The 26,076-nt window shown below is 59.5% G+C and carries 24 protein-coding genes; 21 read left to right on the top strand and 3 right to left on the bottom strand.

Features of this window, described 5'->3' with window-relative positions:
• The 3 genes from ACYCAX_RS15795 to ACYCAX_RS15785 all read left to right on the top strand — a co-directional run bounded on the left by ACYCAX_RS15795 (nt 1) and on the right by ACYCAX_RS15785 (nt 3,162).
• Nucleotides 1–1,002, top strand: coding sequence for a fumarylacetoacetate hydrolase family protein (locus tag ACYCAX_RS15795; protein ID WP_033970217.1), 1,002 nt, complete (start codon nt 1–3; stop codon nt 1,000–1,002).
• A 138-nt stretch (nt 1,003–1,140) separates the two neighbouring features.
• Nucleotides 1,141–2,541: an aromatic ring-hydroxylating dioxygenase subunit alpha gene (locus ACYCAX_RS15790; protein WP_033970218.1), complete on the top strand. Its 1,401-nt coding sequence runs from the start codon at nt 1,141–1,143 to the stop codon at nt 2,539–2,541.
• A gap of 45 nt (nt 2,542–2,586) precedes the next feature.
• A complete protein-coding gene (locus ACYCAX_RS15785) occupies nt 2,587–3,162 on the top strand; it encodes an aromatic-ring-hydroxylating dioxygenase subunit beta (protein ID WP_033970220.1) in 576 nt (191 codons plus the stop codon).
• A 240-nt stretch (nt 3,163–3,402) separates the two neighbouring features.
• Here ACYCAX_RS15785 and ACYCAX_RS15780 read toward each other — a convergent pair whose 3' ends face one another.
• Entirely contained in the window at nt 3,403–4,143 is a 741-nt protein-coding gene (locus tag ACYCAX_RS15780; protein WP_049311105.1) for a DUF2889 domain-containing protein, read from the bottom strand.
• Between the two features lie 106 nt (nt 4,144–4,249).
• Here ACYCAX_RS15780 and ACYCAX_RS15775 point away from each other — a divergent pair, with 106 nt between their 5' ends.
• Entirely contained in the window at nt 4,250–5,050 is an 801-nt protein-coding gene (locus ACYCAX_RS15775) for an SDR family NAD(P)-dependent oxidoreductase (protein ID WP_049311106.1), read from the top strand.
• A gap of 149 nt (nt 5,051–5,199) precedes the next feature.
• Here the strand turns inward: ACYCAX_RS15775 and ACYCAX_RS15770 are convergent, their stop codons facing one another.
• Nucleotides 5,200–6,831, bottom strand: a complete 1,632-nt coding sequence (locus ACYCAX_RS15770; RefSeq protein ID WP_033970230.1) for an ATP-dependent acyl-CoA ligase — start codon at nt 6,829–6,831, stop codon at nt 5,200–5,202.
• Between the two features lie 178 nt (nt 6,832–7,009).
• Between ACYCAX_RS15770 and ACYCAX_RS15765 the strand changes: the two genes are divergently transcribed.
• The 14 genes from ACYCAX_RS15765 to ACYCAX_RS15700 all read left to right on the top strand — a co-directional run bounded on the left by ACYCAX_RS15765 (nt 7,010) and on the right by ACYCAX_RS15700 (nt 21,733).
• Nucleotides 7,010–7,741 (top strand): TetR/AcrR family transcriptional regulator, encoded by a 732-nt coding sequence (locus tag ACYCAX_RS15765; protein WP_043158290.1) that lies wholly within the window; start codon nt 7,010–7,012, stop codon nt 7,739–7,741.
• Between the two features lie 378 nt (nt 7,742–8,119).
• Nucleotides 8,120–9,196: an amidohydrolase family protein gene (locus ACYCAX_RS15760; RefSeq protein WP_033970234.1), complete on the top strand. Its 1,077-nt coding sequence runs from the start codon at nt 8,120–8,122 to the stop codon at nt 9,194–9,196.
• A complete protein-coding gene (locus ACYCAX_RS15755) occupies nt 9,196–10,050 on the top strand; it encodes a fumarylacetoacetate hydrolase family protein (protein ID WP_033970236.1) in 855 nt (284 codons plus the stop codon). The genes ACYCAX_RS15760 and ACYCAX_RS15755 overlap by 1 nt, the downstream gene beginning before the upstream one ends.
• 14 nt (nt 10,051–10,064) lie before the next feature.
• On the top strand, nt 10,065–10,970 hold the full coding sequence (locus tag ACYCAX_RS15750) for a 3-hydroxyacyl-CoA dehydrogenase (protein WP_033970238.1): 906 nt from the start codon (nt 10,065–10,067) through the stop codon (nt 10,968–10,970).
• Nucleotides 10,967–12,142 carry a thiolase family protein gene (locus ACYCAX_RS15745; protein ID WP_033970239.1) on the top strand — a complete coding sequence of 392 codons (1,176 nt, stop codon included), beginning with the start codon at nt 10,967–10,969 and terminating at the stop codon, nt 12,140–12,142. Before ACYCAX_RS15750 ends, ACYCAX_RS15745 begins: the two co-directional genes overlap by 4 nt.
• 22 nt (nt 12,143–12,164) lie before the next feature.
• Nucleotides 12,165–12,668 (top strand): carboxymuconolactone decarboxylase family protein, encoded by a 504-nt coding sequence (locus ACYCAX_RS15740; RefSeq protein ID WP_049311107.1) that lies wholly within the window; start codon nt 12,165–12,167, stop codon nt 12,666–12,668.
• Nucleotides 12,669–12,830: 162 nt separating this feature from the next.
• Complete coding sequence (locus ACYCAX_RS15735) at nt 12,831–14,105, top strand: cytochrome P450 (protein WP_049311108.1); 1,275 nt, start codon at nt 12,831–12,833, stop codon at nt 14,103–14,105.
• A 149-nt stretch (nt 14,106–14,254) separates the two neighbouring features.
• Entirely contained in the window at nt 14,255–15,562 is a 1,308-nt protein-coding gene (locus ACYCAX_RS15730; RefSeq protein WP_058187947.1) for an amidohydrolase family protein, read from the top strand.
• 99 nt (nt 15,563–15,661) lie between these two features.
• Complete coding sequence (locus ACYCAX_RS15725) at nt 15,662–16,810, top strand: acyl-CoA dehydrogenase family protein (protein ID WP_033970243.1); 1,149 nt, start codon at nt 15,662–15,664, stop codon at nt 16,808–16,810.
• Between the two features lie 2 nt (nt 16,811–16,812).
• Complete coding sequence (locus ACYCAX_RS15720; protein WP_460248373.1) at nt 16,813–17,871, top strand: acyl-CoA dehydrogenase family protein; 1,059 nt, start codon at nt 16,813–16,815, stop codon at nt 17,869–17,871.
• A gap of 7 nt (nt 17,872–17,878) precedes the next feature.
• Nucleotides 17,879–18,679, top strand: coding sequence for a crotonase/enoyl-CoA hydratase family protein (locus ACYCAX_RS15715; RefSeq protein ID WP_033970248.1), 801 nt, complete (start codon nt 17,879–17,881; stop codon nt 18,677–18,679).
• Nucleotides 18,680–18,707: 28 nt separating this feature from the next.
• Nucleotides 18,708–19,832, top strand: coding sequence for an acyl-CoA dehydrogenase family protein (locus tag ACYCAX_RS15710; protein ID WP_033970251.1), 1,125 nt, complete (start codon nt 18,708–18,710; stop codon nt 19,830–19,832).
• A gap of 18 nt (nt 19,833–19,850) precedes the next feature.
• Entirely contained in the window at nt 19,851–20,726 is an 876-nt protein-coding gene (locus ACYCAX_RS15705; protein WP_231278067.1) for a cache domain-containing protein, read from the top strand.
• 86 nt (nt 20,727–20,812) lie between these two features.
• Complete coding sequence (locus tag ACYCAX_RS15700) at nt 20,813–21,733, top strand: DMT family transporter (RefSeq protein WP_049311139.1); 921 nt, start codon at nt 20,813–20,815, stop codon at nt 21,731–21,733.
• A gap of 28 nt (nt 21,734–21,761) precedes the next feature.
• Here the strand turns inward: ACYCAX_RS15700 and ACYCAX_RS15695 are convergent, their stop codons facing one another.
• Nucleotides 21,762–22,769 carry an amidohydrolase family protein gene (locus ACYCAX_RS15695; RefSeq protein ID WP_033970253.1) on the bottom strand — a complete coding sequence of 336 codons (1,008 nt, stop codon included), beginning with the start codon at nt 22,767–22,769 and terminating at the stop codon, nt 21,762–21,764.
• A gap of 157 nt (nt 22,770–22,926) precedes the next feature.
• Between ACYCAX_RS15695 and ACYCAX_RS15690 the strand changes: the two genes are divergently transcribed.
• The 3 genes from ACYCAX_RS15690 to ACYCAX_RS15680 all read left to right on the top strand — a co-directional run bounded on the left by ACYCAX_RS15690 (nt 22,927) and on the right by ACYCAX_RS15680 (nt 25,591).
• Nucleotides 22,927–23,766: an oxidoreductase gene (locus ACYCAX_RS15690; RefSeq protein ID WP_049311138.1), complete on the top strand. Its 840-nt coding sequence runs from the start codon at nt 22,927–22,929 to the stop codon at nt 23,764–23,766.
• Nucleotides 23,767–23,862: 96 nt separating this feature from the next.
• Complete coding sequence (locus ACYCAX_RS15685; protein ID WP_049311137.1) at nt 23,863–24,654, top strand: hypothetical protein; 792 nt, start codon at nt 23,863–23,865, stop codon at nt 24,652–24,654.
• 385 nt (nt 24,655–25,039) lie between these two features.
• A complete protein-coding gene (locus ACYCAX_RS15680; RefSeq protein WP_049311136.1) occupies nt 25,040–25,591 on the top strand; it encodes a hypothetical protein in 552 nt (183 codons plus the stop codon).
• The last annotated feature ends 485 nt before the right edge of the window (nt 25,592–26,076 follow it).

Raw genomic sequence — 26,076 nt, 5'->3', positions numbered from 1 at the left:
ATGAGATTGGTAACCTTTACCGACGGCAACAGGGTCGCACGTGCCGGTGCCTTGCTGGAGCACGACCAGATCGTCCTGGACCTACAGGCCGCCTGCCAGGTCCGGTATGGAAATGAGCGTCCCGAGTTGGCCAGCGTGCTGGCGCTGGTCGAGGCCGGGGAGGAGGGGTTGGCTCTTGCCCGTTCGATGGTGGAGCTGGTTCCTGCAAGAGCTGTGCGTGCCCGGGCGGCGGTGAAGCTGCACGCACCGATTCAGCCGCCGCCGCAAATGCGCGACTGCTCCTGTTTCGAGCTACACCTGCGGCAGAGCTTTGCCGCAGCACGCCGGGCTCGCGCGCTGCGGACGCCAGACCCTGAGGCTACGCTCAAAGCGATGAATGCACGTGCCGACGAGCGCGTCATCGAAACCTTCAACCGCCAACCCATCTACTACAAATGCAACCGCTTCGCGGTCATCGGTACTGACGACGAATTCCAATGGCCGAGTTTCAGCAAGGCACTCGACTTCGAGCTGGAGTTCGGCTGCTACATCGGCAAGCGTGGTAAGGACATCAGTCGCGATGCAGCTCGCTCGCACATCGTCGGCTACACCATCTTCAACGATATGAGCGCCCGCGACGCCCAGGCTGCGGAGATGCCCGGCATGCTTGGCCCAGCCAAGAGCAAGGACTTCGATACGGCGAACATCATGGGGCCATGCCTGGTGACGGCTGATGAGTTGGGCGACCCCTACGATCTGGAAATGGTCGCGAAGGTGAACGGCGAGGAGTGGGGGCGTGGCAACACTCGTGATATGCGCTGGTCCTTCGAGGACGTCATCGCCCATGTGTCGCGTTCGGAAACGCTCTATCCCGGGGAGTTCCTCGGCTCCGGCACGGTCGGCAACGGCTGTGGCCTGGAGCAATTGCGCTATCTGAATCCTGGCGATCTGGTCGAACTGGCTGTGGAGGGAATTGGTGTGCTGCGCACCCGGGTGGGGTGCGCGGAGCAAAGGGGGGGCTGATGTGTCTCAAGCCGCAGCTCTGTTGGCACGTCATATCCCAGTATTTTGTCTTGCGCTTTATATGTACATTTTTATTAAAAGTGTCTTATATTCTGCCGAGGCTTTTATTCGCCGTAGTGCCCTGATCAGGAGGCAATCATGCTAACAAGAACAAGTCCTGTATTGTCCGACGGAACCAAGGTTTCCGACCTTATCTTCCCCGATACCCGCGAAGTCCAGATGCGCGTGTTGTCGGACCGCGAGATCTACGAGTTGGAGATGGAGAAGATCTTCGGCAAGATCTGGGTGTTCCTCGGCCATGAGTCCGAGATTCCCAACTCCGGCGACTTTGTTGTGCGCGACATGGGTTCCGACTCGGTGATTGTCGCCCGTGGCAAGGAGGGAGAGGTTTATGTAAACCTCAACGTCTGTCCCCACCGCGGCATGCGCATCAGCACTGCCGACTGCGGCAACACGCAAATCCACAAGTGCATCTATCACGGCTGGGCGTTCCGTCCCAACGGTGACTTCATCGGCTCGCCGGTGGAGCGCGAATGTATGCATGGCAAGATCTTGCCAAAGGAGGCGCTTGGCCTGAAGAAGGCTCGGGTCACGCTCTATGGTGGGCTGATCTTCGCCACTTGGAACATCGACGGCCCCTCCTTCGATGAGTTCCTCGGCGACGCCAAGTGGTATTACGACATGCTGTTCTGCCGTTCTGACAAGGGCATGGAAGTGCTCGGTCCGCCGCAGCGCTTCATTGTCAACGCCAACTGGAAGACCGCTGGTGAGCAGTCCGCCGCCGATGGCTTCCATACACTGACCCTGCACCGCTGGCTGGGCGAGGTCGGTAACTATGCGAAGAAAGGCGACGGTGAAGGTGAAGGCGCCGACCTCAGTCCAGAGATGATCGGGGTAGAGGTCAGTTCGCCGCACGGCCATGCTCTTCGCTGCATTGACCTGGCCCGCAAAATAAAACGCCTTACCGGTCTCGATCCTGCGGAACTGTCGGTACAGGAGAAGCTGAACGCCTTGCCGCCGGCCGGGATGACGCGTGAGATGGTTGAGCAACTGGCGCGCAATCTCAGCGAGGAGCAGCTCAAGGTACTGACCAGCATGCCGCCGCAGGTCGGGGGAATGTTCCCGAACATACTGTTCGGGTTCGTCTATATCCCGCAGCCGGATGGATCGGTGGTTGGTTCCATGACCATGCACGCCTATGTGCCTCAGGGGCCCGACAAGCTCGAGTTCGTCAACTGGATCTTCGCCGAGAAGGACGCGCCGGCAGAACTGCGCGAGAAGATGCTCAAGCAGACTATCCAGCTATTCGGTACCTCCGGGATGGTCGAGCAGGATGACTCCGACACTTGGCCGCACATGACCCTGGCTGCCAAGGGCGCGATGGGCCGCCAGATGACCCTCAAGTACCAAGCCTGCTATGAGACCGGCGCGCCTGCGGGCTGGCCAGGGCCGGGCATCGTCAACGAGGGCTTCACCAAGGACGACACCCAGTGGCATTGGTGGTTGTACTGGCATGAACTGATGACGGCGGAGGGCTGATCGTCGCGTCGTTCCAGGCAAAACCACACATTTCAGGAGTTACCCATGGCCCAAGTACAAGAGCGCGGTGTCGATCAGATCCAGCCGGGATCGCCCGTCGGCATCAAGCGCGTCTCGGTAGGTTCGGATATCTACAACCAGGTGGTGACCTTCCTCTATGAGGAGGCGACCTTGTTGGATCAGATTCGTCTGCAGGAGTGGGGCGCACGCTTGGCCCCAGACCTCGTCTATACCGTACCGCTTCGCCACACCCGCCTGCAGTCGGAGTTGTCCACCACCATCGTGCGTACCGTGCAGCATTACCATGACGACTACCGCTCGATCATGGGGCGAATTCTGCGGCTGTCCGGCAAGAGTGCGTGGGCGGAGGATCCGCCCTCGCGCACCCGACGTCTGGTGACCAACGTCTTCGTCGAGGAGACCGAAAAGTCCAACGAATTCGTGGTGACCAGCTACTTACTGTTAACCCGCAATCGCTTCAAGGACCACCATGTCGACATCATAAGTGGTGAGCGCCGGGATGTGTTGCGTGTGACCGATGAGGGTTTCAAGCTGGCGCGCCGTGAGGTCATTCTTGACCAGGCCGTGTTGGGCACGCCGAACCTCGCAGTGTTCCTCTGACGCCCCTAACCTGGCGCTCCATTCTTTGAAGGGGCGCTCAATGCTGTTGTGAACCTCGGTGCCGGAGCGAGTTATCCCGGTGCCGGGGTTCTTTTATGTTGGCCCTGTCTTTGTGGGGCAGACTGACGTTTTCGGAGTGCACGTTATCTGCCGAAGCCGGCGTCACGTTGTGTCGGAGTTTTGTTGCGTCCGGTTGGCTTATCCCTTCTCCTGAGGGGAAAGGGGGGAGTGGCCGGCTGGTTACTCTCCGGCTAGCCAGTCTTGGTCGCCCGAGCATAGACGTGCTGCCGTGTCGCTGAAATCCCACGTTGAACCCTTGATCCGCAGGGCCTGCGCAGCCCGTGCCGGCTGCTGGCTAAAGCAGAGACTGGTGCTGGATGCATGGACCTGGGAGTCTAATGGATGCTGACGGCCAAGTGAGATCTGGGTACACCGGCGTAGCAGCAGCGCAGCTTCCGCATCCTCTTCGGGAAGGTGGCTAAGGGCCCAGCGAGCCATTCCTTTGCGCAGGTTTACCCCACAGTAGGGCGCTGGCCCTTGGATGATCGAGCCTCGTACGTCCCAGCTCAGCAGGAGCCTGCCATCACGAAGCAGTACCGGTGTCGTGTGTTCGTCGACGCGGTCCGGTACCTGGACATCGTAGCATCGGCGGAGCGTTCCACGGGCCGCGTTGGCGATGGCTAGGCCGGCAAGGTCTAGCAGGTGTGTGCATTGATGCTGGGCATCGGTCTGCCGGGTCACTGAATGGGCGATATGGCTGAGTGGCATGCCTATCAGTTGTTCCAACTGGCCGGACGCTTGTGGGCAGGCGGAGTAGGGGTAGCGCACGGCCTCCCCGCCGATCTCGCGTACCATGCCGTCACTATGGCGTAGCCAGACGCGGAAGTGATGGAAATCGTCCTCAAGAGCGGCCCGTACCTCTCGTGTTGCATCCTGTGGCGTAGAGACGATTTCCACTCGGCGGCGGAACATGTTGGTCATCGTTTTTTCCTTGCGTTGGTTTCCGCAGGTGCCTGGTCTTGCGGATTGAAGTATATTTGAACAGTATACTTAAAAGTGTTCATCTAAAAACAAGAAGGAATTCATTATGAAGCTATTGCACGAGCAGATAGCGCTGGTGACTGGAGCTGGTGGCGGTATTGGCCGCGGCGTGGCATTGAGCTTTGCCAAGGCCGGCGCCGCGGTCGTGATAGCCGAGCTGGACGAAGCCTCTGGCAAGGCTGTGGAAGACGAGTTGCTGGCGCTTGGCGCACGCGCGGTTTTCATCAAGACCGACGTGACCAGCAAGGTGGATATCGAGGCGGCTATCCGGGTGACAGTGGAGCGTTTCGGAGGGCTGGACATTCTGGTCAACAACGCGTTCGCCCCCACGCCCAATGTGCTGCTGGAGGAGAAGACCGACGAGATGCTAGCTCGGACCCTCGACTCCACCTTGTGGGCCGCTTGGTGGTCGATGAAGGCTGCGCTGCCGCACATGCGCGCGCGCGGCGGCGGCAAGATCATCAACTTTTACTCCATCGACACCGAGGTCGGTGCCTGGTTGCATGGTGACTACAACGCAGCGAAGGCGGGGGTCGTCGGCTTGACCCGCAGTGCGGCCTCGGAATGGGGACGCTTCAACATTCGTGTGAATGCCATCGCGCCTACTGCCATGGGGGCGACCTTCCATAAGCTGGCGGCGGAGAACCCAGGGTTTGCCGAACGTTCCGCCGCCCTGCGCCCGCTAGGGCGTTGCGGGGAGCCGGAGGAAGACATTGGGCCAGTCGTGGTGTTTCTGGCTTCTGAGATGTCGCGCTTCGTCACCGGCGAGACTCTCCATGTCGATGGCGGGCTGCACCTCCCCGGCTACAATTCCCGACCGGCCACCGTACCTGTGCGCGAGTACTGACGGAGGTATCGAGCGCGGCTAATGCCGCCGCGCTTTTTTCTGTAACACGGCGGCGAGGTCACTCAGGGTGAGCTGCAAGCCGGTGCTGTCGAGTGGATGGATAGCGAGCCCCGGCCAGCCCAAAAGCAAGGCCGGGGCTGCAGGGTGGGTCAGCGCTTGGCAACCTTGATCTCAGTGTCTTCCAGGTCCCAGGTGTCGGCTGTCTTGCCTTCTTCGCGCAGCTCATACTTCAGCACGCGCCCCTGCGGATTCTTCGGCAGGTTGGTGCGGAACTCAATATAGCGGGGCAGGGCGTAGTAGGGGACCGATTCGACAGCCCAGTTGAACAGCTCTTCCGGAGTCAAGCAGGCCCCTTCATGTAGCACTGCGGTCACCTTGACGTCGTCCTCGCCTTTGTCGGACGGCACGGCATGCACGGCAACCTCGGCCAGGGCCGGGTGCACAGCAAAGGCGGCTTCCATCTCGAAGCTGGAGATATTTTCACCACGGCGGCGCAGGTAATCCTTCTTGCGATCGACGAAATAGAAGAAGCCTTCGTCGTCGAACTTACCGATGTCGCCGGTGTGGAACCACATGTTGCGCATTAGCTTCAGGGTATCTTCGGGGCGATTCCAGTAGCCTTGGAACATGATATCTGGGCGCAATGGGCGGACGACGATTTCGCCGGGAGTGTTGGCGGGCAGCTCTTGATCATTGTCATCGACGATCCGCACGTCGAAGTCTGGGATGCGCTTGCCGGACGAGCCGGGCGCTGCGTATTCGCCAGCGGCCAGAGAGGTGACTACGCAAGCCTCGGTGAGGCCGTAGCCGTTTCCGCCGACCAGTTTGCTGCCGAAGCGTTCGCGCCAGATTTTCTTGGTTTCCTCGGTATAGGGGTTGCCGCGGGCAGTATGGATCTGACCATGGCAGCGCCTCATCGCTTCGTTGTCAGGGGCGTGAGCTAGCAGACCACCCATTCCGCCGAGGATAGAGGCAATAGTAGCGCCGGAACGTTCGACTTCCTGCCAGAAATTGGAGACCGAGAAGCGCGGCAGGATCGCTGCCCGCGCACCAACCAGGATGCTGGCGATGATGCTGACGCACAAGGCGTTCATGTGGAACAGCGGCAGGGGCGTGATGGTAACGTCGTTTTCGTTGGCCGGACCGGCTCGCAGCTGCAGGCGCGCCAGGTTGCACATGAAGTTGTAACTGATCATGCAGCCTTTTGAGGGGCCGGTGGTGCCAGAGGTATAGATCAGACAAGCCAAGTCGGAAGGTTCCGGCTTGACGCTTAGAGGTGTGTCGTCATTGCCACGGTGTTCATCCAAAGCGGCGATAGGAATGCGGCAGTCCTTCGGAGCAATGAAGTCACCCCGGCAGAGAATCCGGGTGACGTTAGTGAGCTGCTCGGCCAGCGAAGTGATGCGTGGCAGGTAGTCCGCTTCGCAGATGACCAGATGGGTTCCGGTGTCAGCTATCTGGTGACGGAGGAACTCGCCTTTGAGCGCGGTGTTTATCGGAACGCTAACTGCACGCAGCTTGTTGATCGCCAGCCAGCACACGACTGCGTCGATGTTGTTATCCAGCATTGTCAGCACGGTCTCGCCTGGTCGTACGCCGAGGTTCGAGAGTGCGTGGGCCATGCGCGTGGAAATCGAGTCGACTTCAGAATATGTGTATAACTTTCCGCTGAAATCCAGTAGGACTCGGTCTGGATGCTTCGCTGCCGCTCGTTCAAGCGCTGCGATGACAGTGTCTCGTTCCCCCATGGACCAGGTGTCCGGATGGCCTGTGCCGTTCATGTCTCGATCTCCTTGGAGCCTGTCCTGGTGCGGGCAGGCGATTTTATTTTGAAGAGAGAATGCCATTCTAGATTCAAATTTTACAGATGTCTCCAGTTAAAATTTGGACAGATTTTGCTAATAATGCCTATATCTTGTGCTAGGATTGCGCTCATTTATCCCATGAGAATCCTTGTCAATGACTTCGAAAGCCACCAGATCGAGCAAGGGCGCGAGTGACAAGCCCGTCAGAAAGAAGGCCAGTCCGGCGGAGAAACCTGCTGCCGTAACGAAAAGGCCTGTTCAGAAAAACGGTGTTGCCTCGTCGGCGAATGGCAAAGTAAGACCCAACAAGCGCTCCGAGGAGACCGTTACGAATATCCTGTCTGCCACCGAGGAGGTGGTGCTGCGTTCCGGTGCAGATCGGATATCGATCCTGGATGTTTGCCAGGTGGCTGGGGTGTCCCGGGGGACGTTCTATCGCTACTTCTCCTCCCAAGAAGACTTGCTGGATACCTTCTCTCGTCACAAGCGGGACAGCTTCCATGAGTCGCTGGCATTGGCGCTGGGGGATATTGCCGACCCCGACGCGCGTTTGAATGCGCTGATTGTCTACCTGGATAATTACCTTGAGCAGAGCCGCGCCCGACGTCTGCTTGTGGTGGCGCCCGACTACGCCCTGGGTTTCTTCCGACGGATATTCCATGATTCCATCGTGCGCTTTCAGGACCTGCTTGGGATCGTGTTCGATGAGTGGGATGCCCGGCTAGGCATCAAGATCGACAGGGAGCTGGTCTGCGAAATGATCATTCGCTATGTCCTGAGCGAGGTGCTCGTGCCTGAAGGGGTTAGTCGCCGTCTCCTGCCGGTACGTGTGCGGAAGCTCATCGTTGCCTTGACTGTCGGTTCCACCTCGCGCTCTCGCCGCTGATCGACCTTGCAGTCACCCTCTGCTAGGGGGAGGGGCTGGCCCCTTCCCTTCCCTTCCCCGTCCTCTCTGCTTTAGCCCCCGCTCTCGCTCAGTCGCATCCTTCCTATTCGATCCTGTCTTCCTCACCTTTTTCCTTTCCCATCCCTCCTAGAGCCGTTCTGTCACCGCTTGACTCGAAGGGGGCGGGGTAGGGGTTGTGTATTGTGATCTTAAAAATAAATTGAACAGATTTTTGATTTATGATCAATTTAAAATTATGCTTCGCCATGAAAGCGGGCCTGACGCGCATGTTGAGTGATGTGTACCCGGCTAGATCGGTTACATCACGAGCGTTGCGCTACACAAACATAAAAAATGCCACCCTGAGGTATCCAGATTATGCTCATCGATCTTCACGCCCATGCGCCGCATCCCGATTACTACGACCAACATCCCTACTGGGGGCCGGCCTTCGAGTTGCAATCCGATGGCGACATCAAGCTGCGAGTGGGTGACTGGATACTGACCCTGGGGGCTCCGGAGCGTAAGAAGGCCCTGCGCGAGGCGCATGCCCGTGGCGAAACGCTGAACGTGGCGGAATACATGGCGAAATGGCGTGATCCGAGCCATCGCCTCGCTGCGATGGATGCGGCGGGTCAGGCTGCTCAGGTGCTCTCGGTGCCGAGCCACTGCTACATGTACTGGGCGGAAGCCGAGTTCGCCGTGCCCTTTGCTCGCCGGGTCAATGATGCGCTGGCAAGTTACTGCTCCGCCGCGCCCAATCGCTTGATGTTCTGGGCCCACGCGCCACTGAATGTACCGCTCGAAGCGGCCAAGGAAATCCGTCGTGCCTGCACTGAACTGGGCGCCAAGGGCCTGGTTGCCGGTGGCTCTAACTTTGGCGGACTGGAATACGACTCACCCGAGCTAGATCCCGTGTGGGAGACGCTGTGCGACCTCGACCTGCCGATTTTCGTGCACGGCTACAACCAGTCCGTGACCTGGGGTAAGGACGCCAATACCGATCGCTATGAGACAACCGCGATCGTCGGTATGAACTATGACGAAACCAAGTGCTTCTGGTACCTGATCAATGGTGGTGTGCTGGATCGCTTCCCGAACCTGAAAGTCTACATCACCCATGGTGGTGGCTTCGTGCCCTATCAGTTGGGGCGCATGGCGCAGACCAATCCCAACCTCGACGTCTATCACAACAAGAAGCCATTCCTGGATTATCTGTCCAATTTCTATTTCGACGTGGAGTTGCACGAGCTCCCCATGCGTCAGGCCATGCTGGACGTAATTGGTGCTGATCGTGTGGTGTACGGCTCCAACTTCGGCGGTAGTGATGCGGTGCGCCATGACCTGACGGATGGGCTGCGTCTGTCCGACGAAGATCTGCAGAAGATCCGCTGGAAAAACGCCTGCGATCTCCTGCACCTGGATCCGACCAAAGTGGGCAAGGTGGGTGCCTGATGAAGCTGGCGCGCTGTTCCTATTTCCAGACGGGGCCCTTCTGGGCTGTCGTCGACCCTGAGCGCGACGAGGTTCATGCCATCGATGGGGAATTTTCCCAGTGGGCCCCTGCATTGGCCAGGGGGGCAGGTATCAGTGCCCTGCGCCTTTCCGGACCGTCGCTACCGCTGTCTAAGATGTGCCTGCTACCTCCGATAGAGCCGGTCAACCGGGTGGTGGTGGCGGGTGCAAACTATGCCAAGCACCTGGCTGACGACTTCGGTCTCGCCAGCCCTTCACAGCCAGTGGCCTTCCTCAAGGCCTACGGTGCGCTGATCGGCGCTAAAGACCCGATTCGCTATCCACCTTTGACCGAGGAGCTAGACCACGAGGTCGAATTGGTGGCAGTGATCGGTAGTTCGGAGATAGACCTCGATGACCCGCTGGCCAGCGTTCTGGGCTACACCGTTGGTAACGACGTCAGCGCACGGGACCTGCAGCGCAGTGGTCCGGCGGGTATCGGCATGGACCTGTTTGCGGCCAAGAGTCAGGACTGTACTACCGGGCTTGGGCCCTGGATCGTCACCAAGGACGAATTTCCAGCCGGCTCGCCTGAGCTGCGCCTAATCCTCAAGGTCAACGGCGAGATTCGACAAGACGGCTCAACTGCAGAGATGACCTGGGATGTTGGTCAACTGATTCGTTTTGTCCAGCAGCGATCCAGATTCGCCTGCGGTGACGTGCTGTTCACCGGTTCGCCGGCCGGTGTCGGCATGGGAACTGGCCGATTCCTCAATCCCGGTGATGTCGTCGAGGCAACCATCGAGGGCATAGGCACATTGCGCAACGTAGTGGGCAAGAAGTCCCGCGACTGAATCGAGAGCGAAGCATGAGCACTGATAAACAAGAAAAGATCGTGGTGGTGGGGGCTGGTCTGATGGGGACCGGTATTGCGCATGGGTTCGCCAGTTCTGGCTATCCCACCGTGCTGGTGGATACCAACCCTGAGTCGTTGTCCCGCGCCAGGGGCAATATCGGCAAGATCCTCGAGGATGGTGTATCTCTCGGCAAAGTCTCTGCTGAGTCGGCGCAAACATCCTTCGCGCGCCTGTCCACCAGTGGCGACTTGGCCGAGGCCGCGCAGGGGGCCGATTGGCTGGTGGAAACGGTTTCCGAGCGACTGGACGTGAAGAGGGCAGTGGTTGCCCAGGCCGAGCCGCTGCTCGCCCCCGGCGCAATCATCGCCACCAATACCTCGGCGCTGAGTGTGACCGAGATCGCTGCCACCCTAGCCTGCCCCGAGCGGGTCATCGGCATGCATTTCTTCAATCCGGTGCACAAGATGAAGCTGGTGGAGCTGGTTCGCGGTCTGGCGACCAGTGACGAGACGCTGGTGCGTACTCGTGGGCTGTGCGATGCCATTGGCAAGACCTCGATCGTTGTCAACGAGTCACCCGGACTGACCACTAGCCGGATGTCCGCATTGCTCGGCAACGAGGCGATGTACATGCTCCAGGAGGGCACGGCCAGTGCTGAGGATATCGACACGGCTCTGCGTCTGGGCTTCAACCACCCCATGGGGCCTTTAGAGCTGGGCGACCTGACCGGCTGGGATACCCGATTGTCTGTCTTGCGCTACCTGCATCAGACCTTGGGAGAGAAGTTCCGGCCCTGCCCGCTGATTATCAAGATGGTCGCCGCCGGGCGCTTCGGCCGCAAGACCGGGCATGGCGTCTATCGCTATGAGGATGGCAAGCGCGTACCGGGCTCCGGTCTCAAGGCGAGCGCACTATGAAAGACATCGTGATTGTCGATGCAGTGCGTACTCCGATTGGCCGTTTCCGCGGCGGCCTGGCCGGTGTGCGTGCCGACCACCTGGGAGCGCTGGTGATTGGCAAACTGCTGGAGCGCGTAGGTCTGTCGCCAACGCAGGTTGATGACGTGATACTCGGCTGCGTCACCCAGATCGGCGAACAGTCGGCCAACATTGCCCGAACCGCGTTGCTTGGTGCCGGCTGGCCGGTGGATATCCCTGGACTGACCATCGACCGCAAGTGCGGGTCGGGCGAGGTGGCGGTGCATGTCGCTGCTGGCGCCATCGTCGCCGGGGCCGTTGATATCGTGGTTGCCGGCGGTGCGGAGAACATGAGCCGTGTACCGATGGGGAGCAACCGCGAGATTCACGGCGAAGCATTTGGTTGGATGGCCGCCGAGCGTTATGAGCTGACCAGTCAGGGTGAGGCCGCCGAGCGTATTGCTGAGAGGTGGTCGCTCAGCCGTGACGAGTTGGACGACTACGCCTTCGTCAGCCATAGCCGGGCGGCCGCTGCGGCTGATTCCGGACATTTCGCCAATGAAATCGTAGAAGTGCCGGTCGAGGGTTTGCGCGAGCATGGGTTTAGCGAACCTGCAGCACCACTGCGGGCGGACGAGACCATTCGTCGTGACACGTCGCGGGCTAAGTTGTCGACTTTGAAGACCAGTTTCCGCCCCGAGGGCGGCCGCATCACCGCCGGAAACTCCTCACAGATTTCCGATGGTGCGGCAGCACTGCTGCTGATGTCGGCGGAAACTGCTCAGCGTCTGGGATTGAAGCCTCGGGCGCGGATTCGTGCATTCACCACGGTGGGGTCCGATCCGACACTGATGCTCACTGGCCCGATCGCAGCTACGTACAAGGTGCTGCAGAAAGCTGGCCTGGGAATTCGTGATATCAATTTGTTCGAGGTCAACGAGGCATTCGCTTCGGTACCGCTGGCCTGGATGCATGAAACTGGCGTCTCGCACGAGCGCCTCAATGTCAACGGTGGGGCCATCGCCCTGGGCCACCCGCTTGGCGCCAGTGGCGCACGGCTGATGACCACGCTGCTCAACGAGTTGGAGCGGCGTGATGCCCGTTATGGGCTGCAGGCGATTTGCTGTGCCGGAGGCATGGGGACCGCGACCATCATCGAGCGCCTTGGCTGAACAGATGGAGAGGGCTGCAGACATGGCGCGAATTTCCACGGTACCGCTAGAGGATATGCCGGCCGAGCTGCTCGAGGCGATCGTGCGGGGGCAGGAAACCCGCATGCTCAGTTCGACAAGGCCGATTCAGGTCTGGGCGCATCGCCCTGGTCTGGCCCTGGCCTGGCTGGAACTGATGGCCGGCTTCTATCGGGACAGCTTGCTGGGCGAGCGCTTGCGCGAGCTGTTGCGGCTGAAGATCGCCAGTATCACCACCTGTCAGGCGTGCCAGTTGGCGCGCAAGTCCGATGAGGTCAGCGAGGACGACATTGCCTGCTTGGCGATCGACAGCGAGCGCTTCAGTCCTGCGGAGCGGGCCGCTCTGCGTTTTGCCGAACTGTTTGCCGGTGACTACATGGCCATCGACGACGGGCACTACGCGCGAATGTCTGAATTCTTCAGCCCGGCTCAGGTGACGGAAATCAATCTCTATTGTGCCCTGATGCTGGCCGGTGGGCGTATGACTTACGTCCAGCAGGCTTACTGAGTGCGTCTCTCAAACGCCTGGGCTGGACATTTCTTTTCTTGATTTCGGACAAAATGTAAAAAATCGTTCAGATTTTTGCGTGGCGTGCCTAATATGCCCGATACGGCGTGTCTCTCGCAGGACCACGCATACCGGCTACATACAACAAGAAAGGAGATGTCCATGTCCGCCCCGATCCAGAGCAACTTGGAGCAAGTCTTCGCCAATGTCGCGAGCAACTACCGAGGTGCCGATATCGATCTGCACGCGGTATATCGTGAGATGCGCGAGAAATCCCCGGTTCTCCCAGAGAACTTCATGGCGCGCCTTGGCGTTCCATCGATTGCCGGACTTGATCCTGACCGTCCGGTATTCACGCTGTTCAAGTACGACGATGTCATGGCTGTGATGCGCGACGCCACGAACTTCACCAGTGGCTTCATCGCCGAAGGGCTAGGGGCGTTCTTCGATGGCCTGATTCTCACCGCTATGGATGGAGGTGCGCACAAGAACATCCGCAGCCTGTTGCAGCCGGTGTTTATGCCCGAGACGGTAAATCGCTGGAAGGAAACCAAGATCGACCGGGTCATCCGCGATGAGTACCTGAAGCCCATGGTCGCCAGCAAGCGTGCGGACCTCATGGAGTTCGCCCTGTACTTCCCCATTCGCGTGATCTACTCGCTGATCGGCTTCCCCGAGGACCGCCCTGAGGAGATCGAGCAGTATGCTGCCTGGGCGCTGGCTATCCTGGCTGGCCCGCAGGTTGACCCCGAGAAGGCTGCTGCCGCACGCGGCGCGGCGATGGAGGCCGCCCAGGCTCTATACGACGTGGTCAAGGTGGTCGTGGCGCAACGTCGTGCCGAAGGCGCTGCGGGCGATGATCTGATCAGCCGCCTGATTCGGGCCGAGTACGAGGGGCGCTCGCTTGATGATCATGAGATCACCACTTTTGTCCGTTCGCTGCTACCGGCGGCCAGCGAGACGACCACTCGCACCTTCGGCACCTTGATGACTCTGCTGCTGGAGCGGCCGGAGTTGCTCGCGCGTATTCGCGAGGACCGCAGCTTGGTCCCCAGGACCATCGACGAAGCGGTGCGCTACGAACCGGTAGCCACCTTCAAGGTGCGCCAGGCGGCCAAGGATGTCGAAATTCGCGGTGTGGCCATTCCCAAGGGGGCCATGGTCTCGTGCATTGTCACCTCTGCCAACCGCGATGAGGATGCGTTCGAGCGGGCCGATAGTTTCGACATCGACCGCAAGGCCAAACCGTCATTCGGCTTCGGCTTCGGTCCGCATATGTGTATTGGCCAGTTCGTCGCCAAGACGGAAATCAACTGTGCGCTCAATGCTGTCCTCGACCTGATGCCGAACATTCGTCTCGATGTCGACAAACCGGCTCCGCAAATTATCGGAGCGCAATTGCGTGGCCCCCATCACCTGCATGTGATCTGGGATTGAGGCATGCGCCCAGCGCTTTGCGGGGCGCGCCATGGTGCTCCTGGCAGAGGAGTTAATTGAACATTTTTAAATAAAGTGTTTAATTTATTTCGGGCGTGCACTATGATCAGGGGCACATCAGGAACCCGTAAGCCAAGGGGAAAACAACAATGAAGATTGAAGATCTGATTCTCGTCAGCGTTGATGACCACGCGATCGAGCCGCCGAATGCCTTTGCACGCCACATGCCGGCCCGCTTCAAGGGGCGCGAGCCCCACGTCGTCAAGCGCGGAGAGCGCGATGTGTGGGTCTTCGAGGAGCAGGCCACCGGTTACATGGGGCTCAATTCGGTGGTAGGCCGGCCCAAGGAGGAGTACGGCATGGAGCCGCTGGGCTATGAGCAGATGCGTCGCGGCACCTGGAATATCAGGGACCGTGTGGACGACATGAATGCCAATGGCGTACTCGGTTCGCTCTGCTTCCCGACCTTCCCCGGCTTCGCCGGCCAGCGCTTCCAGGTACATGCGGACCGTGACGTGTCCCTGGCGGCCATTCAGGCTTACAACGACTGGCACCTGCATGACTGGTGCAACGCCGCCCCGGGACGCTTCATTCCTCTGATGCTAGTACCTTGGTGGGACATGCAGGCCGCTGCTGCAGAGGTTGCACGTCTGGCTAAGCAAGGCGTGCATGCCCTGTCGCTGTCGGACAATCCCGCGATTCATGGTTACCCGTCGATCCACAGCGACTACTGGGATCCGCTGTGGAAAGCCTGTTCTGACTACAACGTAGTGATCTGTTGTCACATTGGCACGGGCGTCAAGGCAGAGCACGCTTCCGACTTGTCTCCGATCGATGCCTGGATCACCTCAATGCCGATCTCCATCGCCAACTCGGCGGCCGATTGGATTTGGGCGCCGATGTGGAAAAAATTCCCGAAGCTGCGCATGGCTCTTTCTGAGGGCAGTATCGGCTGGATCCCTTACCTGCTGGAGCGCGCTGATTTCACTCATCGCCATCACAACGCCTGGACCAACTCCAACTTCGGCGGGCAGATGCCCAGCGACATCTTTAAGAAGCATTTCATCACCTGCTTCATCGAGGATAACTTCGGGCTGCAGAACCTGAAGTTCATGAATGAAGAGATGGTCACTTGGGAAAGCGACTACCCGCACTCCGACTGCACCTGGCCGAACTCGCCGGAAACGGCCTGGGAGGGCCTGAGACACTTGCCCAAGGAGACCATCGACAAGGTCACTCACCTCAACGCCATGCGCGAGTTCTCCTACGACCCGTTCGCGATCCTTGGTCGCGACAACTGCACGGTCGGTGCCCTGCGCGCCCAAGCTGCGCACGTGAAGACCGAGCCGGCTCTGGGTCTCGGCGGCGCCGACCACGGACGTGCCGACGGAAAACCTGTCACTTCCGGCGATATTAATGCGATGTTCGCTAAGGCAGACGCTGGCACCGCTCTCTGATAAGGCACCTGCCAGCCCTCTTCCCTGTGTCGGAAGAGGGCTGGCAGGTTTCGGATCACCTTTCCGTGATTGGCCTTGTGCCCCATTTCGAGAGTTCGCATGTCTATCGCTCAATTCACTTACAGCAAGATTCCCCTTGAGGCGGAGTCGCTCCGTCACGAGGTGCGGGCATTTCTCCAAGACCGTCTTGGCGATTATCCACCGACTGCTATGGCGCAATCCTGGATGGGTTTTGACGCGAGGTTCAGTCGCCAACTCGGCGCCCAGGGGTGGGTCGGTATGGCGTTGCCCAGGCGCTATGGCGGCAGTGAAGCCGGCCCTTTCTCGCGCTACGTGATCATCGAAGAGTTGTTGGCAGCCGGCGCGCCGGTATCGGCACACTGGATTGCCGATCGGCAGAGCGGCCCGCTGATAAATCGTTTCGGGAGTGAGGCGCAGAAAGAGTATTACCTGCCGCCGATCTGCCGCGGCGAAAGCTACTTCTGTATTGGCATGAGCGAGCCGAACTCCGGCTCCGACCTGGCGTCGATCAAGACCTCAGCTCGCCGCAATGACGGCGGTTGGCTGCTCAACGGGCAGAAGGTGTGGACCACAAACGCCCAGCACTCGCATTTCATGATTGCACTGGTGCGCACCGGCGAGAAACAGGCGGCGCGCCATGAGGGCATGTCGCAGTTCATCGTCGATCTGAGTCTACCGGGGGTCACCGTCCGTCCTATCCGCGACCTGGCCGGTGGCGAGCATTTCAACGAGGTGTTCTTCGACAACGTTCAGCTCGATGCGGATGCGCTGATCGGTACCGAAGGCAAGGGCTGGGAGCAGGTCACCGCCGAACTGGCTTTCGAGCGTAGCGGTCCGGAACGCTTCCTCAGTTGCATGGCCTTGCTTACAACACTGGTCGATGCGCTGGGTCATAGCCCGGATGCCCTGCAGTGCCGCGAGATCGGTCGCCTCACGGCTAAGTTACTGACCTTGCGCAACATGTCGCTGGCAGTCACTGCGCAACTGGCTGCCGGCGAGCATCCGACCTGGGCTGCTTCCTGCGTCAAGGATCTGGGAAATCTATTTGAGCAGGAACTGCCCGAGGTTGCCCAACTCCTGCTCGAGGCCGAACCTCGCCTGGTTGGCGGTAGCGAGCATGCCCGGGTTCTGGCCTATCTGATGCAGATGGCGCCTTCCTTCTCTCTGCGCGGCGGTACCCGCGAAATCCTGCGCGGCATCATCGCGCGCGGCCTGGGGTTGCGATAACTATGCGAGAACTATTCGAATCAACCATCGAGCGCCTTTTCGGCAACTTAGCCACGCCGGAATACGTGCTCGGCTGCGAGGGTGGTGTGTGGCCGGCCGAACTCTGGAGCGTCCTGAAGGACTCCGGTTTCAGCCTGGCTGCCGTACCCGAAGCCCTGGGTGGTGCCGAGGCGGGGTGGGCTGATCTCTATGTGCTGGCACGTGCCGCCGGCCGTTTTGCTGCACCAATCCCCCTAGGGGAAGCGCTACTTGCCAACTGGCTGCTTGGCAAGGCCGGGCTCGAGGGGCGTGGTGATGTCCTCAGCTTTGCCGCCAGCGCCCAGCTCAGCCTACGGGGCGACAAGGTGGATGGCCTTGTGCATGACGTGCCTTGGGGCCGGCATACCGATGCCGTGGTGGCCATTGCTGATGCCGCCGATGGCCCACGTGTGGTCCTGTTGGATCGTACCGCGGCGGTCGCACAGTTCCTGGCCCTGAATGTGGCTGGCGAGCCGCGCGATGGTTTGCGCTTCAGTTCGGCTCCGGTGCTTGCCAGCGCGCCACTGCCCACGGGAATGTCAGGTGATGTCCTGCTACTGGGGGGAGCGCTGCTGCGTTCCGCGCAAATCGCTGGGGCCTTGCGAGCGCTGCTGGAAATGACCTCCGGCTACGCTTGCGAACGCCACCAATTCGGCCGTCCGATCGGTGCCTTTCAGGCTATCCAGCAACAGCTCGCGGTATTAGCTGAGCAGGCGGCGGCCGCTGGTGTCGCAGCGGAGGCCGCCTTCGTCGAGTCGGACAGCGCTTTGGCCGCCCTCAGTATTGCTGTTGCGAAGGTCAGTACCGCCGAGGCCGCCAGCGTCGGCGCCGGTATCGCCCATTCCGTGCACGGTGCCATCGGCTTTACCCAAGAGTACTCGCTGCACCTGTTGTCTCGTCGCCTGTGGGCCTGGCGTAGCGAGTTCGGCTCGGCCAGTCTGTGGAGTCAGCGTATCGGTCAACTGGCCTGCGCCGCTGGCGGCCAAGGCTACTGGCCGTTGCTTACAGGGCACGCAGCCCAAGCACTACCTGAACTCGGGTGACTACAGCATGAATCCCTTTCTGCAGATCGAGCGGGACGGCGCTATCGTCACCGTACGCATGAACCACCCGGAAACCCGCAACGCGCTGACCTCGCCGGAGCAAATCCAAGAGTTCGTCGACCTTTGCGCCGAACTGCGTCGGGATCACTCGGTGCGGGTCATGGTGCTTACCGGCAATGGCAGCGCCTTCTGCGCCGGTGGCAATGTCAAGGACATGCGCAGTCGCGAGGGGATATTCGCCGGGTCCCCTTACGAACTGCGTAATACCTATCGTGATGGTATCCAGCGCATCCCGCTGGCGTTGTACGAACTGGATGTCCCGGTGATTGCCGCCATCAACGGCCCGGCGATAGGTGCTGGACTAGACCTGGCTTGCATGTGCGATGTCCGACTGGCGTCGACCACGGCACTGTTCGCGGAAAGTTTCGTCCGACTGGGGATTGTCCCGGGCGATGGGGGGGCCTGGTTGCTGCCACGCATCATCGGCATCCCCAAGGCAAGTCTGATGGCCTTCACCGGTGACACCATCAATGCCGCCAAGGCGTTGGAGTGGGGGTTAGTGGAACAGGTCTGCACCCACGAGGCGCTCCAGGCCGAGGCTCTGTCGCTTGCACAGCGCATCGCTGGCAATCCGGGGCATGCGCTGCGTCTGTGCAAGCGGTTGCTGCGAGAGGGCCAGCACCTGCGCCTCGATTCGCTGCTGGAGCTGTCCGCCGCATACCAGTCGCTGGCCCACCACACGGAAGACCACCGGGAAGCGGTCTCCGCCTTCTTGGACAAGCGCAAGCCGGATTATCTGGACCGTTGAGAAGACCGACTGAATTGGAGTGATAGTTATGCGTGGTGTTTTTCGTGAAGACCATAACTTGTTCCGCGAGCAGGCGCGACGTTTCGTCGATCGCGAGATCGTGCCTCATCTGCATGAGTGGGAAAAGAATGGCATCGTGCCCAAGGATGTCTGGCTGAAAGCGGGCGAGACCGGGCTGCTGTGCTCCACGGTGCCGGAAGAATATGGCGGCTCCGGTGGCGATTTCGGCCACTCCGCAGTGATGATCGAAGAGTTGGCCAGGGCCAATGCGACTGCCGTGGGTTTCACCACTCACTCGGAGATAGTCGCACCCTACATCGTCGCCTATGGCAGCGAAGAGCAGAAGCAGAAGTGGCTGCCACGGATGGTCAGTGGCGAGCTGATTGGCGTGATCGCCATGAGCGAACCGGGCATCGGCAGCGACCTACGCTCGATGCGCACACTGGCACGCCGCGATGGCGGAGACTACATCGTTTCTGGACAGAAGACCTTCATCACCAATGGTGGTAATGCCGGACTGGTAGTCACTGCCACCAAGCTCGACCCGGCGGCCAAGGAACTGACCTTGATCTGTATCGAGGAAGAGCGCAAGGGCTTCTCCAAGGGGCGCTTGCTGGAGAAGATTGGCCTCAAGGGGCAAGATACCGCCGAGCTGTTCTTTGACGAGGTGCGGGTGCCGGCTAGCAACCGCCTGGGCGAGGAGGGGCAGGGATTCAAGTATCTGACCCACCAGTTGGCCTGGGAGCGTCTGATCATCGCCATCCGTGCGGCGCAGTCGATCCATACCCTGCTGGAAGAAACCATCGAATACACCCGCGATCGTAAGGTATTTGGAAAGCCGGTACTGGATTTCCAGAACACCCGTTTCAAGCTCGCCGAGGCCAAGGCGCAGGCGACCATGCTGCGGGTTTTCGTCGACGACTGCCTGGCCAAGGTGATGCGTGGTGAACTACCGGCGGATGTCGCCGCCATGGCCAAGTTGCTCGGTTCGGAGATGCAGGGCAAGTTGCTCGACGAGTTCCTCCAGTTGCACGGTGGCTACGGCTTCATGAGCGAATACAAGGTCAGCCGCGCCTGGGTGGATGCACGGGTTGCACGCATCTATGGCGGCACCTCTGAAATCATGAAGGAAATCATTGGACGTACCCTGTGATCGGAGGGCTTCGCGCCAATGACCTCCAAGTTGTCTATCTTTCGCCATGTCTTGCTACTGCTGCTCGGTATGCTTTACCTGTCCAGCGCCCTGGCCCAGGACGAAGGAAATTATGCGGCGGAGGCCACGCAGGCCAATCGTCTGTTGGAACGGGCTGTTGCCTACTACCGGGCAAAGGGGGAGGCTGCTTTTGCGGCCTTCAGTCGTCAGGGAGAGTTCATCGATGGCCAGCTCTATGTCTATGTCGTCGACACTAGTGGCGTGATGTTGGCCAGCGGCGGGCCGTCGGCGAACCTGGTGGGGCGCAATATCGGTGGCGTGCTCGACGCTGAATTGAACAAGTCCTTCAAGGCTGCGTTGGCGTTGCCAGAGGATGGTGAAACCCATACCGCCGACTACCACTGGGTGAACTGGGTTGATGGCAAGGCCGAGCGCAAACGAGTGTTTTTCAGGCGCGTTGGTGAGCGGATCTTCGCGGTTGGCTATTACATGCCTCGCTCCAGCAAGCAGGAGGCTATCCAACTGTTAGCGCGCGCGAGTGCCGCGATGGCAGCCAACCCCGCGAAGGTGATCGAGCAGGTCAACAGCCTGGACGTGGAGTTTATCCGTGATGACCTGTATGTATTCATCGTCGATCTGGATACTTTGAAGTTCAGCGCCCACGGTTACAACCTGCGCCTGGTTGGCACTCAATTCCGTGCCTTGCAGTCCGCCGACCAAAAGCGGATCGGTATACAGATGCTCGAGGCACTGAAGAAGGGCGGTGGATATGCAGAGGTGAGCTATCTGTGGCGCAACCCTGCGAACAGCCGCCTTGAGCAGAAGAACACCCTGCTTCGCCAGGTAGGGCGATATGCCGTGGCGGTCGGCTATTACGTACGCCCTGAGACCTGAAGGGCATTGTCGTACGCGAAGCGGGGAGCCTGTCTGGATGTGCGCTGGTTTCCAGTGACGCCCGGGTTCGTTAGGACGGATGACTCATGATCTATCTGCTCCCCATTCTAGCGTCGCTGATCTGGGCCGGTAGCACGGTAGTCAATCGACTGGCCGTCGGTGCTATCGAGCCGGCGGCCATTTCCTTCTATCGCTGGCTCCTAGCGCTCATCGTGCTTAGTCCCTGGCTGCTGCCCAGGGTCTGGAAGCAGCGGCGGTTGATCCGCCGGCACTTCTGGCAGCTTTTTGCCCTTGGAGTGCTGGGTATGGCTCTGTATCAGTCGCTGGCCTATTTCGCCGCGCATAAGGTTTCTGCCACCTCGATGGGCCTTATTCTGGGCACCATGCCGTTGCTGACCACACTGCTGGCATTACCGTTGATGGGGGTACGGCCGACGCGTACTGTCTGGCTCGGTTGTCTGGTTTCATTCTGCGGGCTCGCCCTGCTTATCAGTGCCGGACGGCCGAGTCGGCTGTGGCGAGAAGGCATGGGCTTGGGCGAGTTCCTCATGCTCATGGCGTCGCTGTCCTATGCGGTCTACTGCCTGCTGCTCAAGCGCTGGCGATTGCCGATAGCGACTTGGGAATCACTCTATGTGCAGGTTTTCTGTGGCTTGATCGTGTTGCTACCAGCGTTCCTGCTGACCCCTTCGGTACAACTGACAGCACGCAACTTGCCGTTGGTGGCTTATGCCGGTTTGTTCGCGTCGGCGCTGGCGCCTGGGCTTTGGAACCATGCGCTTGGGGAGATTGGAGCGGAGAAAATTGCGGTGTTCATGAACCTCACGCCATTGTTCACCGGCTTGCTGGCAGTGCTACTGATGGGCGAGGAACTGCATGGCTATCACGCTATTGGTGGCGGCCTGATTCTGTTTGGCATCGCTGTGGTGCAGGGACTCGTACCGATGTCGCGCAGTGGGACCAGGAACGGTACGGGAGGTACGGGACCCAGGTGCTCCAACACCTGAGCCCGCCTCGGGATGATCAGCGGCTGGCCTAGGGTTCCAGTTTGAGCAAACGGATCGCATTGCCACTGCGAATCTTCTCCCGGTCATCTTCGCTCAAGCCCAGGTTCTCGGTGAGGTCGCCATGGGCATAGGCTCCCCCGAAGTTAGTGCCGTAGACCAGCCGATCCACACCGACGACCTCCACCACGCCACGGCGCAGGCCTGGCGCATGAACGTCGAGGTCAAAGTAGAAGTTGTCCAGGTAGTCCATCAATGGCCTGCGGTTGCGGGCGTCCGGTGCCATGGCCTGATTCAGTTCGCTGAGGCGGCCGAGCTGAAACACCGCCATACCGCCAGCATGGGTGATGTAAGCCTTGAGCTTGGGAAACGCATCCAGCGCACCACCGCAGATCAGGTACCAGAAGAACAGCGTTTCATCGACGCAGTCACCAACGATCGAGGTGGTCTCGAACTTGTCGTCGGTGTGCTTCTCGCCCCAGTAGATGGACTGGTTGAAGCCGTGCACCATGATAGGCACATCCAACTGCTCGATTTTCTCCCAGACCGGAAACAGGCGTTCGTCATGGGTCTCGATACCATTGAAATTGGTACCGCCGACACAGACCCCCTTGGCGCCTAGGTGCTGGACAGCGCGCTCGATCTCCCTTGTCGCTGTTTCCGGTTCGGCCAGGTTTGCATGGCACCAGAAGTCGAAATGCTGCGGATCCCGACGGCAATAGGTGGCCATCTCGTCATTGCATATGCGTGCGTATTCGCTCCCGAACTCACCTGCCCAGTACATGAATGCATGAGAGGGTGCAGAGACTACCAGTTTGTCTACGCCGCGCTCGGCCATCAGACGCCGGCGGCTTTCATGGGTCATGCGAGCTAGTAAGTTGGCTTCTGCTTCCTCGTCGCTTTGCGCTTTGGACGGCTGCTTGGTGCCCAGGGAAAAGTGACCGACGGTGAAGCCTGTGGTCTTCATGAAGGGACCCCAGAACTCATGGCGGTTCAGCATTCCCTTTGTCACGAGGTGAGCATGGATATCGATCAGCACGGTGTAGTCCTCAGGGGGAGTTGCAAGGCAGTGACACGGTTTTATGAAATCTTATTTGAACATAAATGTAAAATTTGTTCATATGATTTCCAGGCAATCATCAAGCCAGCCTTCGACATTGGCTGGCCCAGCAATCCATCGAGCCCGGAGAACAACAATGAGGAAGACTTGGTTCGTCACGGGGGCCACTCGTGGTCTCGGCGAGGCCATTGCCAGAGCAGCGCTGGAGGCAGGTGACAATGTCGTTGCGACAGGACGCCATCTGACTCGTCTCGAGCGGGCGTTCGAGCCCTTTGCCGAGCGTGTACTGGCTCTGCAATTAGATGTCACCGAAGCTGGCCAGGCGGCGACCGTGGTTGAGGCAGCAGTACAACGTTTCGGGCGTATTGATGTTGTCGTGAATAATGCGGGATATGGCCAACTGGGTCCCTTCGAGGAGAACGACGCCGGAGCTGCAGAGCGGCAGTTCGCAACCAATGTCTTCGGTCTGTTCCATGTCTGCCGTGCAGTGCTGCCAACGTTGCGCCGACAGCGTAGTGGACACATCTTCAATGTTTCCTCCATTGCTGGTGTGACCGGCATGGCTGGTGCGGCGCTGTATTGTTCGGCGAAGTTCGCTGTGGAGGGGTTTTCCGAATCCCTTGCCCAAGAAGTGGCGCAGTTCGGCATTCGCGTAACCCTGGTCGAGCCAGGCGCCTTTCGTACCGACTTTCTCGATGGCAGTTCGGCTGCTTTGGGCAGCATCAGCCTGGAGGACTATGCTGAGCTCAGTCGTCGTATCAAGGCGTCGTCGGCGGCTAACAATCACCAACAGAATGGTGATCCCGCCAAGCTAGGTGCGATGCTTGTGAGACTGGCCGGTGAAGAGCATCCGCCGCTGCGCTACCTGGCCGGTTCCGATGCCCTGCAGGTAATGACAGGAAAACTGGCGGCGTTGAGTCGCGAAGTGGAGCAGTGGCGCGATTGGTCGGCATTCACCGACGGAAATTTCAGCTGAGCCTAGGGAAATCGTTGAGGGTAGGTTCAGCTCTGCCTGGGGCCGGACATTGCCATTGGGTCGAAGGCATCACAGGATTTGTGAAGGAACTTCTACTTGAATCGCGATAACAAGAAAGACAATCGGTTTCAGAGTTACCTGTTGATATTGATGCTGCTGGCTTGTGCCAGGGGAGAGGCTCTGGGAGCACAGGACCGACAGGCGTTGCATGAGATGCGTACTCTGGCGATCCGGGCAGCTGTCAATGCGCTGCTCTACTACAACCTCAATGGCTCCCCCTATGAGGCAGAGAACATCGAGGTCTCCACCCGTGCAATGGGACGCTTGCACGAAATGGCCACGCAAGTGGGGGATGCGTCTCTAATTGAGCAGGTACGCCGGTTTGACAATGCGGTTGTCGAACTGAAGCACCTGCCACAAAGCGTCGCTGACGCTCGCAAGGTTCAGGCAGCTTATTCCCGTTGGTTGCCCGCTGTCGTTGAGGGGTATTCCAACCTGGAAAGGTCACTGACCGAGCACTACGACGCTGCTCCTGATCCGGGGCAAGTGCAAGACGGACTGCACGAGCTCAGTCAGAATATCGGGCAGATGTTGATCTCCTACCAACTGGCGTCCTTTCCGAACTTCGGCGGCGACGTCTGGATTCTCGACGATCAAGCTCTCGTCTCGCTGGATGGCAGTATCGAACGGCACTTTGCTGAGTTATCCGCGCGCGGCCACGATCTGTCCACGACTCTGAACGCTCCACTGAGTGACTACCATTTCGTGCGTCCGCGCCTTCTAGAGTCGTCTGGGCACTGGGCGCCGAATGCGGTAGAACGGTACCTGATGAAAGCGATGACCGCCCTTGATGATGAAGTGCGGCGCTTGGGGACGACGCCCAGATAATTCGCGCGTGTAGTTGCTTGGTCCTTAGAAGCCGGAAATTATCCTACGGGGGACTGTAATCATGTTTGCGCATTTGAGTGAGGGCACCAATGACCTGGTAAATGCGCGCCTTCTACAATCGCTGTTCGCCATCCACATGCGACGTTGAAATCATGCAAAGGCGAACTCCCCCGCCCGGAACAAGCTTTGCTTCTCGGAAGTATTCGCTGAGAAACGTGTGTCGATGGACTGGCACGGATTGGTCCTGAACTGCGTGCTGAGTAATCTGATGGTGGCGTAATGCCTTACCCCACGATACCATCGCACCCAGCCTGGTTCGGAGTCGCTCAGGCCTCATTCGGTAATCCGGCGTCCGCTCAATATATTTCAAGGAACAGACAGCAGCATGGAAAGCTGGGGTAGGGGAAAAACCCGATGGGTCGACTATTACGCTTCATTCGAAACCGTCGTTAGTGATTCCGAGGCCCCCGGTGATCTCGCCACCGTGGTCATTGACGCTATACCCAAATCCGCCGCCACAGCCCTCAAAACGCTCGAGCGCGAAAGGGTTGTCGAAGATCTGGATCATCACTTCCCAGTTTTCCTGCTGACGGCCACTCTGGAGTCGGAGCGAGCCGAGGCCTTGGTGGACAGTCCCGGCTGGCTCGAACTGTCGATTGGAACCGATCGCTTTGGCGAAGAAGACAGTTTCGAAGCCTCGGCGATTTCCTTCGAAGGGGATGAAGACGGTGCTCGAACGTCATTTTGGGTGAAGGTAAAATCCACTTCGGTGGCGAAGCGCAATTTGAATGCGCTCGCAGCGCTCGCTGAGTTGCCGGCCGTTGCCGACGCTAACGCTTCGAGCCTGGTCGTCTTCGACTGTGGAGGAAAAATTCGCGGCGTAGCTGTCTACGATGTGGGGCAGGCAGAACTTCTGCGCCTTGGTAGACGCGTTTGAGCATCCCGTTGTTTTCTTCGATCTCGGTTGGCCGCTGTCCTTTAATGGTAAGTCTCGCCGTCTGCCCGGGCCGTTCAATCCCTTTATTCCAGCTCGCCGAGGCAGCGGTCCCAGCCAGTCATTCTGTCTCATCTCGATTGGGACCACTGGGGATTTGCGTTCCACTCCGGACGAGCTCTGTTTGACCCACAGCGTTGCCATTGGCGCTCAGTCGTCAAGTACAAGGATGAGGCCCTTCGCAGGCCCTGGCTGATGCGGCGTCCGCGGTGTCACCGACACAAACTTGGCCCAAGTCACATCCACTTCGTTTTGACGCTGAGCCGCACCACCCTTTCCGACGGCAGCCCCGCTCTGACTTTTTGGCCGGCCAAACGAGCCAGGCTGGACTTCACCCACTACACCGTCGTACGTTGCAGCCCGTCGCAACGGCGCGAGTCCAGCGTAAGCGTCCAGCCAAGTCACCTTCCGAACTCCAGCATTAAGGG

The sequence above is a fragment of the Pseudomonas sp. MT3 genome (genome assembly GCF_054720805.1).
This window is presented reverse-complemented; position numbering and strand designations above follow the sequence as displayed.